15 protein-coding genes are annotated in these 14,512 nt (G+C 41.0%); 3 read left to right on the top strand and 12 right to left on the bottom strand.

What is annotated here, in order from left to right:
* Positions 1-185 precede the first annotated feature (185 nt).
* Positions 186-1,178, top strand: coding sequence for a hypothetical protein (locus H0R92_RS03740; RefSeq protein WP_432961321.1), 993 nt, complete (start codon positions 186-188; stop codon positions 1,176-1,178).
* A gap of 74 nt (positions 1,179-1,252) precedes the next feature.
* On the top strand, positions 1,253-1,711 hold the full coding sequence (locus H0R92_RS03735; RefSeq protein ID WP_432961319.1) for a hypothetical protein: 459 nt from the start codon (positions 1,253-1,255) through the stop codon (positions 1,709-1,711).
* 58 nt (positions 1,712-1,769) lie between these two features.
* Here the strand turns inward: H0R92_RS03735 and H0R92_RS03730 are convergent, their stop codons facing one another.
* The 12 genes from H0R92_RS03730 to dnaA all read right to left on the bottom strand — a co-directional run bounded on the left by H0R92_RS03730 (position 1,770) and on the right by dnaA (position 12,504).
* Positions 1,770-2,786 carry a peptidylprolyl isomerase gene (locus tag H0R92_RS03730; RefSeq protein ID WP_432961316.1) on the bottom strand — a complete coding sequence of 339 codons (1,017 nt, stop codon included), beginning with the start codon at positions 2,784-2,786 and terminating at the stop codon, positions 1,770-1,772.
* Between the two features lies 1 nt (position 2,787).
* Positions 2,788-3,615, bottom strand: a complete 828-nt coding sequence (locus tag H0R92_RS03725; protein ID WP_432961314.1) for a DUF6675 family protein — start codon at positions 3,613-3,615, stop codon at positions 2,788-2,790.
* A gap of 124 nt (positions 3,616-3,739) precedes the next feature.
* Positions 3,740-4,432 (bottom strand): RNA-binding cell elongation regulator Jag/EloR, encoded by a 693-nt coding sequence (jag, locus tag H0R92_RS03720; RefSeq protein ID WP_432961312.1) that lies wholly within the window; start codon positions 4,430-4,432, stop codon positions 3,740-3,742.
* Positions 4,433-4,477: 45 nt separating this feature from the next.
* A complete protein-coding gene (yidC, locus tag H0R92_RS03715; RefSeq protein ID WP_432961310.1) occupies positions 4,478-6,274 on the bottom strand; it encodes a membrane protein insertase YidC in 1,797 nt (598 codons plus the stop codon).
* A gap of 32 nt (positions 6,275-6,306) precedes the next feature.
* Positions 6,307-6,534 carry a membrane protein insertion efficiency factor YidD gene (gene yidD / locus H0R92_RS03710; protein ID WP_432961308.1) on the bottom strand — a complete coding sequence of 76 codons (228 nt, stop codon included), beginning with the start codon at positions 6,532-6,534 and terminating at the stop codon, positions 6,307-6,309.
* Positions 6,535-6,545: 11 nt separating this feature from the next.
* Complete coding sequence (gene rnpA, locus H0R92_RS03705) at positions 6,546-6,911, bottom strand: ribonuclease P protein component (protein ID WP_432961306.1); 366 nt, start codon at positions 6,909-6,911, stop codon at positions 6,546-6,548.
* A 16-nt stretch (positions 6,912-6,927) separates the two neighbouring features.
* Positions 6,928-7,083 carry a 50S ribosomal protein L34 gene (gene rpmH, locus H0R92_RS03700; protein WP_432961303.1) on the bottom strand — a complete coding sequence of 52 codons (156 nt, stop codon included), beginning with the start codon at positions 7,081-7,083 and terminating at the stop codon, positions 6,928-6,930.
* A gap of 134 nt (positions 7,084-7,217) precedes the next feature.
* On the bottom strand, positions 7,218-8,198 hold the full coding sequence (locus H0R92_RS03695) for a hypothetical protein (protein WP_432961300.1): 981 nt from the start codon (positions 8,196-8,198) through the stop codon (positions 7,218-7,220).
* 71 nt (positions 8,199-8,269) lie between these two features.
* Positions 8,270-8,671 (bottom strand): DUF721 domain-containing protein, encoded by a 402-nt coding sequence (locus H0R92_RS03690; RefSeq protein WP_432961298.1) that lies wholly within the window; start codon positions 8,669-8,671, stop codon positions 8,270-8,272.
* Complete coding sequence (recF, locus tag H0R92_RS03685; protein WP_432961296.1) at positions 8,661-9,761, bottom strand: DNA replication/repair protein RecF; 1,101 nt, start codon at positions 9,759-9,761, stop codon at positions 8,661-8,663. The genes H0R92_RS03690 and recF overlap by 11 nt, the downstream gene beginning before the upstream one ends.
* A gap of 4 nt (positions 9,762-9,765) precedes the next feature.
* Positions 9,766-10,869 carry a DNA polymerase III subunit beta gene (dnaN, locus tag H0R92_RS03680; protein ID WP_432961292.1) on the bottom strand — a complete coding sequence of 368 codons (1,104 nt, stop codon included), beginning with the start codon at positions 10,867-10,869 and terminating at the stop codon, positions 9,766-9,768.
* Positions 10,870-11,085: 216 nt separating this feature from the next.
* Entirely contained in the window at positions 11,086-12,504 is a 1,419-nt protein-coding gene (gene dnaA / locus H0R92_RS03675; RefSeq protein WP_432961290.1) for a chromosomal replication initiator protein DnaA, read from the bottom strand.
* A gap of 89 nt (positions 12,505-12,593) precedes the next feature.
* Here dnaA and gyrB point away from each other — a divergent pair, with 89 nt between their 5' ends.
* Positions 12,594-14,510: a DNA topoisomerase (ATP-hydrolyzing) subunit B gene (gyrB, locus tag H0R92_RS03670; protein WP_432961288.1), complete on the top strand. Its 1,917-nt coding sequence runs from the start codon at positions 12,594-12,596 to the stop codon at positions 14,508-14,510.
* The last annotated feature ends 2 nt before the right edge of the window (positions 14,511-14,512 follow it).

Below are 14,512 nucleotides of genomic sequence, written 5' to 3'. Positions count from 1 at the left end.
TCGGAGGCATAGTGCGTGTGCCGCCCCTTAAGCTTTCAATCCGCCTTGATATTATCACGAATAACAAGTATACTGAAACCGGTCCTGAAAATCACATCGAATGCTTGGAGCCGACCCGCCGGGATTTTCCTTAAAAAGGGTTCCCGTTTATCACTTGCTGTTCGTTAAGGAGGACGGTACGTACTATGAACGTATTAAAAAAAATCTTTGTTTCGGCGGTTGCCGCCGCAGTTATTTTTTGTTCCTGCACAAAAAAAGAAGTTGACTCAGCTGCTTCCGCGGCTGCGGTATCCGAAAAAGAAACCGCTGCGGGAATACAGGGAGTGGTTTATGTAACCAAAACCGGCCTATATATCGAAAACGATGAAGGTAAAATGAAATGGGCCGCCGAAGCCGCTTTAGGCGATTTGCCCTATTATTTGGGCGAAAAAAAAGAAGCACAACGGACGGACGGTCAAAAACGTACTTTTTTTTATGTTGAACTGAACGGGAACCGGTACTGGATACAGGATTACAGCTATGAACCCCGCACTACACCGGGATTCATTATGACGAAGGATGCGGTTTTGTACAAATCCGCGTCTTTAACGGCTGCATCCGATGAAATTCTCCCGCAATATCTTCCCGTAGCCGTCTATAACGACTTTGCTAAAGACCCCGGCGGCAAATTTTTCAAAATAGCGGCTTACAGTTCCGAATTTTATACGACATGGACAATCAAAGAAAAGTTTGTTAAACGGGACGCGGTAGAAATGAACGAAGAAAACATCAGCGCAATGTACCTTGCCTTGGCCGCATCGGAATCCCGAAACGACACAATCCGTGCGGAATTGTTTCAAAACGCGATCGAGATGGACAGCTCTTACAGTTTGGACATTGCCGATTTGCAAAATCTGACGGAAATCATCATCAAAGAAGAAACGTTTATGCAAACGCTTTCGCCCGAAAAAATAAACGAACCCGTTTTGATAGAAGCGGATATCGATTTAAAAAGTGTTCCGTGCAGACGCAAAAGTGCGCGCGTTTTACACACGCTGAAAGAAGGTTCTTCGGCAACTGCAACGCTTAAACTTGTATGTTCCGATCCGGAAAACGATGATTCGGAAGCGGAATGGCTCTATATTCAAAACAAACAAAAAAAAGGCTGGGTTACGGCGGACGAGGTAAAACGCCAATAGAAATTATTCGGGGCTGCGGCTATTTTTGTTGTAAAAGGATTAACTTTTGGAAACTCATTATTTAAAAGTCAAAAATGAAAAGACTTGAAAATTTAACTAATGACAGTTTTGTAAAATCTTTAGAGCTTAATTTGAAAGAAAATTCTAAATATTTTTTTTACTTGCAAAGCTGGCAAGATGGAGATGCTTTTTTAGATGTTTGTGATGTTGACGGCGGAATTAAAACTGAGCAGGTCTTGCTATTTGCAGAAAAAAATAAACAGTATATTTTTAAAAAGAAATCTGAGTTATTAGAAATAACAGCGAAATTTATAAAAAATAAATCATTTGCATCTAAAAACGAGGTTTTTAAGTTAGGTTATGATATTTATATAACTTGTAAAAAAGATTATTTTGTACTTTGCCCGGAGCTTAATAAAGGATATCATGCCAATCTGAATATTTTTAATCGTTTAATTGGATTCTTTGCTTATAAAGAGCCATGGGAAAATGAGAAATTTGGTTATTGGGAAAAGCAAACTACAAAGCCTTAAAAGCGGCCCGAAAAATCCGGTAAGCACGAACTCCCGCAAGGGAGCCGTGCGTCCTTTTCTATTTTATTTTTACCAGTTCAACTTCAAAGACAAGCCAGCTGTTGCCCGGAATAACGCCGGGGATGCCGTTTGCGCCGTATGCGGTTTCCGGCGGTAAAATCATCGTGCGCTTTTCTTTTAATTTCATATCCTGCGCCATAATGTCGAAACCCGGAATCATTTGACCGATGCCGGTGGTAAAGGCGAGCGGGCCCCTGCCCTTGGAAGAATCGAATACCCTGCCGTCCATAAAGGAGCCGGTATAGTGGGTTTCCACTTGACGGTTTTTGCCCGCCTTGGAGCCGCTTCCTTCTTTTTGAATAACGTAAAAAATACCGTTTGCGTCTTTTTTGGCACCGGGGAATTTGGCTTCGATTTCTTTAAAAATCTTTTCGCCGGCTTCTTTTTTTAAGCGGTCAAAATCTTCCTGCGTTGCGCTGAACGCTTCGGCGTCTTTTCCGAGGCGGATAATCGTCAGTTTTTTGATAACATCGCCTTGGAGGGTTTTGTTTACGACGTCCTGTCCTTCAATCACCTTGCCGAACACCGTGTGTTTGCCGTCGAGCCAGGGGGTGGGAACGTGGGTAATAAAAAACTGACTGCCGTTTGTCCCCGGCCCCGCATTTGCCATGGAAAGAACGCCGGGCGCACTGTGCTTTAACGAGGGAACGATTTCATCGGGGAAGGTATAGCCGGGGCCTCCGCGTCCGGTTCCCTGAGGGTCGCCGCCCTGAACCATAAAGTCCTGGTCATCGCCGTTTGCCTTGCTTATAACGCGGTGAAATTTCAACCCGTCGTAAAAGGGTTTTCCCTTTGCGGCCTTAAGCTTTCCTTCGGCCAAGCCTACGAAATTCGTAACGGTTAAGGGCGTCTGTTTATAATGCAGTTCCAGAACGATGTTCCCCCTGCTCGTTTCCATAAGGGCAAAAACGCCTTCTTTTCCTTCAAGCGATTTTATCGATTTTGTCATTTGTGCATAGCCTCCGCATATCAGGGCCGCAAAGACAAGCACGGCCGCCGTATATTTTTTGTTCATATTACTCCTCCGAATATTTCGATACGCACCAATTATAGATGGCGTCCGCTCTGGAACCGTAAGACTTTGCAAGCCGCTCGGAAACCAGGGGAATCTTTGCCGCGTCGGCGCGGACCGTAATATAAAAAACAATGTGTTCTTCGGTTTCTACCGCATTCAAGCATAAAAGCATAGCTTCGGGCTTTACTATATTAAAACCCTTGTATACGATTTTTTCGGTGTTTTCCGCACGGAAAGACGTTTGCGCCGCCTGTTCAAAGTACTGAAATTTATACACACAGCCGCTTAAAGAACGGTCTTTTTGGTAGACGTAAGACACAAGACCGTCGGCTTTTTTATCTGCCGGGTCGGGAATCCTTGCGCGCTCGTCGGGATTGTTTACCGTATACACTTCCGTATAAAGGGTTTCCCACCTCTTGCGCGAATTGGAATAGTATTGAATACCCTGCATGGTGGATAAATTGCGCAGTATCGAAGATATTTTACCGATTTCCCCGGCAGCCTGCCCCGTACCCTGTGCCTTTTTAAGCAGATACAGGGATTCGACGATAAAAACCGGTTCGTTTTGTTTGTCCCATGCGGAAGCGGCCGAACGGCATAAATCGGTGGCCGGGCACAGCTCAAGTTTTACGTTCGACTCTCCGTAAAACGAACGCTGAATCCGTCCCGTTTTTAAAAGTTCTTCCGCAACCGATTCGGGAAAAAGCTCTTTCAGCTCATACACCGGCGCAGTTGCTGAATTATCCGCATCTTGTGTTTTTAAGGCGGGGAACACGACACGAGAATCCTCTTCACTGCTTTGAGCGTCGGCAGTCTGAGCGCCGAGCATCAGGCAAAGACAAACAAAGGCACCGCAAAAGACGGCAGTTCGGACAGAACGAAGGGCTGCATAAAACCCTTCAGGCAGGCAAGCCGGCAAAGCGACGTACCGCAGCCCTGCCTTGCAAAAATGATTAACGTACACCTTTATACAGCACCCTCACTTGCTTATATAAACCGTCGCCTTCGCTTTTGGTTTCAACATCGCCGATTTCATTTAAAGTCGTATGAATAAGGCGGCGCTCAAAAGGATTCATCGGTTCAAGCAAAACGGACGAGCGGCTTGTGCGCACCTTATCGGCAGTGGTATAAGCCAACCGCACCAAAGATTCTTCGCGCCGTATGCGGTAGTTTTCCGTATCGAGAACGATTTTTACATCGCCGTTACCCAAATGACCCGCATACACGTTCGCCAATAATTGCAAAGCATCGAGATTTTTACCCTTACGCCCGATTAAAATAGAAGAATTCGGCGAAGAAAGCCTTATGCTTATTTTACGTTCTTCCCGAAACATAACTTCAGCAGAAGCCTCGTATCCCATCTTCCGCACAACGGAACAAATAAAATCAATGAGCTTTGTTTCAAATTCGTCCTTAGGCAGCGGGTCGGCAAACAAGCTTTCTCGCGCAGACAAAGATTTTTCCGCCCCTTTTTCAAAGGGCTGCGCATCGGTATGCACCCGGATTTTCACATAGCCTTTTTTAAATAAGCCGTTTTTTTGGGTTTCAATAATTTCCACATCAAACTGGTCTTGTTCCAAGCCGAGTTCTGCAGCCGCCGTTTCGATAGCCTCTTTTTCGGTCTTTGCCTCATATTCGTATATCATAGCGCACCTCGCTTAATAAAATGCTTAATAAAATAAAATTCACTCTTATTTTTTCTTTTTCGTTACAGGCGCTTTTTTCGGCGCATCTGCTTCCGCTAAGCCCATTTCCACCCGTTTTGCATGCATCATTTTATTGATTACCAATTGTTGAATAAGCTGTAAAAAGTTACTTATTGTCCAATACAATAAAAGACCGGCGGGAGCGCTGTAAAACATAAAGAAGAAAAATAACGGCATTCCGTACATCATGTATTTCATGGAATTGTTGCCGGAAACGTTTGCCGAAGCGGATTGTGTTATTTTTGTAAACAAAAGCTGGGAAGCAACATAAATTATCGGCAAAAGCCTCAGCGGAAGTTCTCCTATAAGGGGAAGACCTGCAGGGAATACGTATACGCTGTCGCCCACCGATAAATCGGGAATCCAGCCGGGAATAAACATTGCGCCGCGGAATTCAAAATAGTTGTTAAACAAATTGAACATCGCAAAAATCAGCGGAAACTGAATCAACAAGGGTAAACAGCCGGAAAGCGGATTGTATCCGGCTTCTTTGTAAAATTTGCCCATTTCCGCATTCATTTTTTCCGGATTGTTTTTATACTTGGTTTGAATTTCCTGAATACGCGGTTGAAGTTCCTGCATTTTCAACGTTGCTACCGAACTTTTTTTTGTCAACGGATACATTACCAGTTTTAAAAGAATCGTCATTAAGATGATGGAAACACCCCAGTTCGGTATCAGCTTATAGAAAAATTCCATTAAGAATTTCAAAAAGGTTTCCAACCATCCCAGCCATCCGGAACCCAAGCTTTCGTCAAGTTTTAAGCCCGAAAGCTTCCAGTTGTTTTCCGCCGCATTATTATATGATTTTAAGTTTTTTTCCACCTTCGGTCCCATATACACGTAGTACGAATCCTGTACAAAAGAACCGCTGACGGGAGAACGGACAAGCAAAAGCTGTGCATCCTGAAAATTATCTATTTTATTTTTAGTCGAATATTCCGCCGATTGAATTGTAGACGAAGAAAGCGGAACAATTTGCTGTACAAAATATTTTCCGGCAACGCCGGCCCAGCTGAACGGCTTATCGTAGGTTTTTACATTTCCGTCCGATAAATTAAGTTTTTTTATTTTTTCTTTTGTAAAAAACATAAAGGTACGGCGTTCATAGCGATCCGCTTTAGGATTATAGTAGGGTCCGATTTGCGGAGACGAGCGCAAAGTATAGGCGGCATCTCCGAAGGCCAGCCCGTTCATGTCTTTTTCGCCGTCGATTGTAATATCCAGCTTAAAAAGATATTCTTTTTCGTCAAAGCTGTACTGTTTGACCAAGATAAACGAATCTTGCCCGCCCGAAGTATTTGAAATACTGAATTTTTTATAAAATCCTATCGTTTTATCGTCAATAATTTTTACATTAAACAAATCATTTATAATTGCGTTTGAAGCTCCGCCGAGCGAAAGCGAAAAAGCACGGTTTGAAAGACTTATGTTTTTTGCCATTTGAACGGGCGTTCCTTTATCCAAATGTCCTTTTAATTCATAGCTTACAAGGTCCCCGCCGCGGTTGGTAAACACAGCTTTTATTTTTTCGGTTTCGACGACATATTCTTGTTCTTCAAGCGTGTCGTCGCTTTGTTCCGGAACATTTAAAAGCGGAACGGTGCTTTGTAAAGCCGACAGCCCGGAACCTGCCGTATTTTGCAATTGTTCCGTTTGCGCTTGTACCGATCCGGCATTTTCGACCGGCTGCTCTTTTGCAAAATACTTGTTTTGAATAAAAAACGAAGCAAACAAAACAAGAGAAGAAAGCACTATAGCCCATATAGTATTTTTATCCATTTTTTCTCCCGATAAAAAGTTTTAAAGAACTGCTAGGGAACGGGGTCGTAACCGCCCTTGCAATAAGGATTACATCTTAATATTCGTTTGACAGCCAAAAATAAACCTTTAACCGCTCCGTATTTTCGAATTACGCCAAGGGCATAGTTTGAACATGTCGGATAAAACCTGCATGACGGAGGAAAAAGAGGCGACAGGCATATTTGGTAAAATCGTATTAAGCCGATAAAAAAATTTTGACACAGTTTTTTAAAAAACATCGGTCCGTTCCTTAAGCCGTCATAAACAATCCGGCTTTTCCGCATAATTCTTTTACTTTCGCATATCTGTTTTTAAAAGAATTTTGACCCGGATACACCAATAAAACCATATCATAGCCGCTGTGCATATTTGTTTTTAACAAGCGGTATACTTCTCGGCTCAGTCTTTTGCAGCGATTTCGCTGAACGGCGTTTCCGTATCCTCTGGGAAGCGCAAAGGCAATTCTGTTTATATTTTTTCCCGTAAACAAAAAAAACAGTTTTGCACCGTCCGTGCTTACTCTTTTGCCTTTTTTAAACAGCTTTTGAATATCGTTGTTTTTTTTTATTCGCTCCTCGCGGCAAAAACTTCCGGTTTTATACGGTATTTTTTCCATTATGCGGAATTAATAATTAATACGGCTTTTTTTCATCGGAAACGGAAAGTTTATAGCGGCCCTTTGCTCTGCGTCTTTTAAGAATCATGCGGCCGCCGCGGGTTTTCATGCGGGCACGAAAACCGAATTTTCGGTTTCTTTTAACTTTGCTGGGTTGATATGTCCGTTTCATAGAACACTTCTCCTTATATGTCAAGAACTTTGCAAAAACAAAGCTCCCGGATTTTATAACGGTTTGTTAGAATACCATATTTTTAAGCGCTTGGTCAAGTCCTCGCATCGAATCGCATAAAAACCGCTGCTTTGTCAATCGCAAAAACAAAATAGAGTAAAAAATCTCAGATAATCGAATAATCGTTCTCTGATTTCGTAATTCATATTTATTTGTGAAAAATTCATAAAAAAACTGACTGAAAATACCTTTTGTGTCGTTTTGTTGAATAAAAAGGCATTGAAGGTGCCGGAGTCTATTTCCGGAATTATATCGGGGCCTCTTCCCCAGCCTACAAAATAATGATCCGCTCCGCAATTTTCCAATATGCCTTCTTTGTTTATTTCCATAAAGGTCCACGCATTCGGATATTTTTTTTCAAAAAAATCATTCATAAAGATTTTTTCCAAATCTTCTTCATTTAAAACATTTTCATCTTCTTTTATCCTAATCGAAAGAGAATTGGTTCCTCCGCCGTACATCAAAAAAAGGTCTTTCCTTTTTTCGTTTTTCTCCGCCCCTTCCGGAGTATAAGTCAGCACGCCCCAATCGTTTTTAAACAAAAGCATTCCGAACTCGTCTTCAAAGGGGTGTACTTCCACAAAATCGAAAAGATTTATGTTTTCATCGAACTCTTTGTCTTCATATGAATATTGAATGCGTTTTTTTTCATCCTGTTCGAAAACTTTTGCACTCGAATTCAGTTTTTTTAAAACCGTTTTTGCATACGCCGTTTCAAGTTTTTCGTTTTCTATATAGGCTTTCAGTTGTTTTTTGATGGATTCGTTTTCCGTCGTTCTAAAAAAATTCTCATATAATATACTCGCAAAAAAATCCTTTCCGATTCGATTAAAATACATATTCGCAAATTGTGTATCGGAAACGGAAACTTGTTCTTCTTCCCACTTTTTTAAAAAAGACCAAGATTGAATAAAAAAATTCATTTCTCCCGTATTGGGTACATAAAAAAATCCTTCCCGGCTTTTTTCCGATACTTCCGTGTTGTCCGCTGCAGCAAAAAATGATACAAAAAAAACAAACAACACCGATAAAATTACCCTTCTTTTTTTTATCATTTTCCATTCTCCTCAAAAACGATTTTATCGAAAACCTTTAACGTCGGCATGTTTTTTCAGCACAGCTTTTTTTAAAGTCCCCGTTCTTCCATCCAGCGTTCTTTTTCGTCAACCGTAATATTACGCAATGTGCCGCCCGTCTTTTTTTCCGTTTTTTTTAAACTAAAAGAAAAACCGTTTACGGTAAGCTCGGGAAATTCTTTTTTGAGGGCTGCAAGTATGCGTTTTTTATATAAGCCGAACAGCTGAATCCATCCTGAATGGTCCGTTTCCAAAAAAAGTATATCGTTTTTCAGGTCTATGATACGGCTGTGCGCGGCAAGTTTTTCCCCGTCGTTCGGTATTTTTTGTAAAACGGTATTCCAGCTGCGTTCCAAGCCGCCCTTTTCTCCCGCAGCACAAGAGAATACATCGGTAAAAAACGTATTTAACAAATCGGATGCGCTTTGCACCGAAAAATCTTCATTGCTCATACACTTGCCCTTCGCGGACTTCATACACCTTGGTTCCGCTTTTCATATAACGGCTGTAGGGTTCTTCCGGTAAAAAGGTACAAAAAAGCTGATCATAAGCGGGAAGTAAAGCCGTTATTTTTTCACGTTTTGCAGGATCCAATTCCAAAAGCACGTCATCCATAAGCAAAACGGGTTTTTTTGCGCATATTTGCGTATATAAAACGGCTTGACAAACGCGCAGTAAAATTGCCGCAAGACGTCTTTGTCCTGTAGATGCGGTAGGAACAAAGGGTTCGGAATAGCGTGTAAAATAGATACTGTCCCTATGCGGCCCGCTTAAGGTCGTTTTCATAATTATATCGCGTTCCCGTTTTTCTCTTAAAAAACAAAGTATTTCTTCCTGCTTTTTTTCTTTCCATGCCGAATCATACGCAAGCGAAACGTTTTTTATACCGGTTACATCTTCATACAAGGGAGTAAAAACACGATTAAAATTATGTATGACGCTGCGTCTTTTTTGTACCATTTCACGTCCGTGTGCGGCAAGTTCGGTATCGAAAACATCAAGCATATCGGCACGCATACCGGCATTTCCCGCTGCTTTTTCGTCACGTAAAATCGCATTGCGGCTTTTTAAAACTCTTTTATATTTTCTTAAAATATCGACATACAAAATATCGTACATCGACAAAGATTGATCTATAAAAAAGCGCCGCCGTTCCGGTTCTCCGACGGCAAAAGATAAATCATCATGACAAAAAAGAACACAGGGAATTGTTTGTATTAAATCTTTTCTATCCGTTAAAACTTTGGCGTTTTTAAGTATCTTTTTTTTATTTTGCTCATATTGAATACTTACGGTGTCGGCTTTTCCGCTTTCATCACGGTAAAATCCGCGTATAGAATAAAAATTTTCACCTTCTTTTATAATTTCATTGTCGCTCTTTGTACGAAAAGAAGATCCGTAAGAAATTATATACAAGGTTTCTAAAATATTCGTTTTTCCTTGTCCGTTTTCTCCGACAAAAAAAACTTCAGGCGCCGAGCAGTCTATATGATTGTTTTTTAAGTTACGAAAATTAATCGGAGAAACCGATAAAAAAGGCACCCGATTACTCCATTTGCATAGGCATAATAATGTGGAAAAAATCCTGTGCCGGTTCCGGCTTCATTGTAATGGCTTTCATGTATTCGGTAAATTCAAATGTTATGTATTCGGTATCTATTACCTTCATAGGTTCTTCTACATACAGATAATTAAGCGCAATTGTGATTTGTTCTCCGGCATAACGGCAGGGAAGTTCTTCTTTTGCCGTTCCTATTTCCGATTCCTGTGCGGTTATAGTTAACATTCCTTCATTCAAATCGAAATATACACGGCGCGATTTTTGTTCAACCAAAAGTCCCACACGTTTAAGAGCGTCAAGCAAATCTCTGCGGTGTATTTGAAAATGTTTTTCCTGCGTTTCGGGAATAACACGCTGATAATTGGGAAACTGACCGTCAATTAAAACCGAAGAAAAACTGTAATTGCCGAATTTAAAATAAATCATTTTATTTACAATGGCTACAAAAAGATTTCCTTCGGATGAAAGACGTTTGAGTATAATATTTAATACCTTGGGAGGTACGATTGCGCTTTCAAAATCGGCAACACCTGCACAAAGAGGTTTTGACACATAAGCAAGGCGGCGTCCGTCCGTTGCAACCATAATAAGGTTTTCCTCTTTTTTTTCAAAATATACACCGTTCATAAAATAACGTGTTTCATCATCCGAAACGGCAAAAATCGTTTGAGTAATCATATTTTTAAATTCGGCAGCCGGAACTTCAAACCATGGGATATTTTGCTCGGAGGAAAATTCGGGAAATTTATCGCTTGCCATACTTTTAAGCTGAAAACGCACTTTTTTTGTTATCGGCTTAATAACGACGTTTATGTCTTTTTGTGAAAATTCCACATCGCCGGAAGGCAAGGTATTTAAAATGCTTATGAATTTGTCACAAAAAACGGTAGTTGTTCCTTCTTCTTCCACTTCAACGGGAATTTTCGTTTCGAAATTAACTTTTATATCCGTTGCCTTTATGGTTAAAGAATTATGTTCGGCTATAAATAAAACGTTTGAAAGTATGGAAAGGGCGTTTTTTGTAGAGATGATTTCTTGTGCAATGCCTATTTCTTTAAGAACCGCATCTCTGTCGAATGTGAATTTCATATATCCTCCGTTTACCATTATATTAATATATAATAGCAATAATAGTAATAGGGCCTGTGTAAAAGTGGATATTTATTTTATTTATTTCTTTTATAAGAATTTAGGCGTTTAATAAAATGCCTTTTTCTTTACAAAATTATCCACATATTAACCGTTTTACGGTTTTATCCCCGTTTATTAACAATATAATAGCATATTTTCCACAACTTGTGTATCTTATTTTTTATAATCTTTTACATTTTTTATAAGATATTGAATTTTTGAATCGAGTTTCGAATCGGTTAAAATAGCGTCGCGTATTTTTTGACAAGAGTACATAACGGTTGTATGATCGCGTCCGCCGAATTCTATTCCCAATTCCGTAGTGGAAAATTCGGTTATTTCTTGAGCTATATACATAGCTATTTGTCTGGGAAGGGTAACGTTTTTTGTGCGTTTTTTTCCTTTTATATCCGAAAGAGAAATATTAAAATCGTCGGCGACAACACGTTGTATAATATCTATACCTATATTGCCCGGTTGTGCTGCGGAAAATTTGTCGCGAAGCTGCTGTTGTGCTATTTCCAAGGTTATTTCGCTTTGAACCAATTCCGCATAAGCGATAATCTTTGTAAGACAGGATTCCAAATCGCGGACATTTGTTTCTACATTTTTTGCAATTAAATCTATTACCTCGTTCGGTATAAGAGAAATAACTTTTTCGCTCATAACCGTGCGTATATGCTCAAGTTTTTTTTCCAAAATTGCACGGCGTGTTTCGTATTTAGGAGGCTGCAAGTCGACGTTTAAACCCCGTTCAAAGCGAGAACGTAAACGTTCCGTAAGATTTTTAAGTTCCGATATGGGACGGTCGCAGGTAAAAACAATTTGTCTGTAAGAATTATACAAAGTGTCGAAGGTATAAAAAAGTTCTTCTTGCGTACCTTCTTTATTTTGTAAAAAGTGAATATCGTCTATAAGCAAAACATCGGCGGAACGGTATTTATTTTTAAATTTTTGTGTAGTTTTATCGTTTAAAGATTGAATGAATTCGTTTGTAAAATTTTCCGCCGTAATATAAATAACTTTTGAAGCGCCTGCATTATGCATTGCGTTTCCTATAGCTTGAATTAAGTGGGTTTTTCCCAAACCGACGCCGCCGTAAATTAAAACGGGATTATATGCGCGTCCCGGATTTTTTGAAATAACGACGGCTGCATTATATGCAAAAGAATTGTTTTCTCCCATAACAAAGGTATCAAAAGTATAGTCTTCTCTTAAATCGGGATGCTTTTTGATTTTTTGACCGTCATTGCTTTCATTTTGATTTTTTTGGCGTTGAGCGGATACTTCTTTCGGTTTTTTTTCTTTTTCGGAAGAAAAAACCGGTGCTTTTATAATGAATTCAAGCGAAAGCGATTTTGCCGATAATTCATGTAATTTTTTTTGAACTAAGGAGGCATATCCTCTTGAAATAAAGTTATCCTGTAAAAATTTTGACGGGCAGGAAACTATTATAACCGATTCTTTTGAATTTACGTATTCGACCGGAGAAAACCACATGTCGAATTCCTGAGACCGTTTATTTATGCTTAATTCTTCCCGTATTTGTATAACGGCTTCTTTCCAAAAATCGGAATAATCCCACGCAGCCATAGCAAGATATTATAACCCGCCTTTACTTTTTTACGCAATACGGCTATAATAAAAAAAAACATATTTATACCTGTTTTTAAGGATTTTTCATGAGTGCAAGCTATTCGGCTCAAAATATTCAAGTTTTAAAGGGTCTTGAAGCGGTTCGAAAAAGACCGGGTATGTACATTGGTTCTACCGGTCCGGACGGACTGCATCACTTGGTGTATGAAGTTGTGGATAACTCCATAGACGAAGCGATGGCCGGCCAATGCGACCGCATTACAATAGTTCTCGAACCGGACGATATTGTGCGCGTTGAAGATAACGGACGCGGTATTCCGGTCGATATTCACCCCACCGAGGGTATCAGCGCACTGGAATTGGTATTAACCCGTCTTCATGCAGGCGGTAAATTCGACAAGGGCTCGTACAAGGTTTCAGGCGGTTTGCACGGCGTAGGAGTGTCCTGCGTAAACGCTCTTTCGGTATGGCTTGAAGCCTATGTCGAAAAAGAAGGCAAAAAATACTACCAAAAATTCGCCGCCGGAAAATCTTTAGGACAGGTAAAAGAAATCGGTACAAGCGACAGGCGCGGAACGACTATCCGCTGGAAGGCAGACCCGCAGGTTTTTACCGAAACAACTACCCACAGCTTTGAAGTGTTGGCAACACGTTTGCGCGAACTTGCCTTTTTGAATTCCAATATAACGATTGTATTCCGCGACGAGAGGCTTACAACGCCGAAAGAAGTTGTCTATCAGTTTGACGGCGGCATAAAGCAGTTTGTTTCGTATTTGAACGAGGGAAAGGGCGTTATCCCGTCCGCTCCCGTCTTTATAGAAGGAAGCCGCGACGACATCCTTGTTGAAACGGCGATTCAATACAACGACGGCTATAACGAAAATATTTTAAGCTTTGTAAACGACATAAACACCAAAGAAGGCGGCACTCACTTGGAAGGCTTAAAATCAGCCCTTACCAAGGTGATGAACGAGTTTTTAAAAAACAACGCAAAACTTTTGAAAAAACTCGACAAAGAAGAAAAACTGATGGGAGAAGACGTCCGTGCAGGCCTTACCGCCGTATTGTCGGTAAAGGTGCCCGAACCCCAGTTTGAAGGACAAACAAAGACAAAACTCGGCAATACGGAAGTGCGCGGCATCGTCGACTCTTTGGTAAACGAACATCTTACCCTCTTTTTTGAGCAAAATCCCAAGGTTATAGACCTTATTTTGGAAAAATGCGTGTCCGAAGCGGCCGCCCGTATTGCCGCCCGCAAAGCAAAGGAAGCAACCAGACGCAAAAGTTCTTTGGACAGCTTCGGGCTTCCCGGAAAGCTTGCCGACTGCTCTCTAAAAGACCCTTCAAAATGCGAAGTGTACATAGTGGAAGGAGACTCGGCCGGCGGTTCGGCTAAAAAGGGCCGCGACAGTAAAACGCAGGCTATTTTACCCCTGTGGGGAAAAATGCTGAACGTCGAGCGCACAAGATTGGACAAGGTTATAAACAACGAAAAATTACAGCCGGTTATCGCTTCTTTGGGAACGGGAATCGGCAAAGATTTTAATATCGATAAAATACGCTATCATAAAATAATCATTATGGCAGACGCCGACGTTGACGGCTCCCATATACGCACCCTTTTGTTGACCTTCTTTTTCCGCTATATGCCGGAATTGATAGAAAAGGGATTTGTCTATCTTGCCATGCCGCCCCTGTATAAAATCATGTTTAATAAAAAAGAGTGGTATGTGTACGACGATGCCGAACGCGATAAGGTTTTTGCCGAAATAGGGCGCGATACGGAAAAAATCAGCGTACAGCGCTATAAGGGTTTGGGTGAAATGGACGGAACCCAATTATGGGAAACCACAATGGATCCGGCACGGCGCAAAATGATGCGGGTAACGCTTCCCGATGCGGTTGAAGCCGACCGTATATTCAGCACCCTTATGGGAGAAGAAGTCGAGCCGCGCCGAAAGTTTATAGAAGAAAATGCCGTGTACGCGAATTTGGACGTATAATG

Source organism: Treponema sp. OMZ 840, assembly GCF_050937815.1.
Taxonomy (GTDB): Bacteria; Spirochaetota; Spirochaetia; order Treponematales; family Treponemataceae; genus Treponema_C.
The sequence above is the reverse complement of the archived record's forward strand: the minus strand, read 5'-3'. Positions and strand labels throughout refer to the sequence as shown.

Bases quoted from the DNA above. Each gene is read 5' to 3' on its own strand.
- H0R92_RS03740 (WP_432961321.1), top strand. From the start codon at position 186: ATGAACGTATTAAAAAAAATCTTTGTTTCGGCGGTTGCCGCCGCAGTT.
- H0R92_RS03735 (WP_432961319.1), top strand. From the start codon at position 1,253: ATGAAAAGACTTGAAAATTTAACTAATGACAGTTTTGTAAAATCTTTA.
- H0R92_RS03730 (WP_432961316.1), bottom strand. From the start codon at position 2,786: ATGAACAAAAAATATACGGCGGCCGTGCTTGTCTTTGCGGCCCTGATA.
- H0R92_RS03725 (WP_432961314.1), bottom strand. From the start codon at position 3,615: ATGCTCGGCGCTCAGACTGCCGACGCTCAAAGCAGTGAAGAGGATTCT.
- jag (WP_432961312.1), bottom strand. From the start codon at position 4,432: ATGATATACGAATATGAGGCAAAGACCGAAAAAGAGGCTATCGAAACG.
- yidC (WP_432961310.1), bottom strand. From the start codon at position 6,274: ATGGATAAAAATACTATATGGGCTATAGTGCTTTCTTCTCTTGTTTTG.
- yidD (WP_432961308.1), bottom strand. From the start codon at position 6,534: ATGTTTTTTAAAAAACTGTGTCAAAATTTTTTTATCGGCTTAATACGA.
- rnpA (WP_432961306.1), bottom strand. From the start codon at position 6,911: ATGGAAAAAATACCGTATAAAACCGGAAGTTTTTGCCGCGAGGAGCGA.
- rpmH (WP_432961303.1), bottom strand. From the start codon at position 7,083: ATGAAACGGACATATCAACCCAGCAAAGTTAAAAGAAACCGAAAATTC.
- H0R92_RS03695 (WP_432961300.1), bottom strand. From the start codon at position 8,198: ATGATAAAAAAAAGAAGGGTAATTTTATCGGTGTTGTTTGTTTTTTTT.
- H0R92_RS03690 (WP_432961298.1), bottom strand. From the start codon at position 8,671: ATGAGCAATGAAGATTTTTCGGTGCAAAGCGCATCCGATTTGTTAAAT.
- dnaN (WP_432961292.1), bottom strand. From the start codon at position 10,869: ATGAAATTCACATTCGACAGAGATGCGGTTCTTAAAGAAATAGGCATT.
- dnaA (WP_432961290.1), bottom strand. From the start codon at position 12,504: ATGGCTGCGTGGGATTATTCCGATTTTTGGAAAGAAGCCGTTATACAA.
- gyrB (WP_432961288.1), top strand. From the start codon at position 12,594: ATGAGTGCAAGCTATTCGGCTCAAAATATTCAAGTTTTAAAGGGTCTT.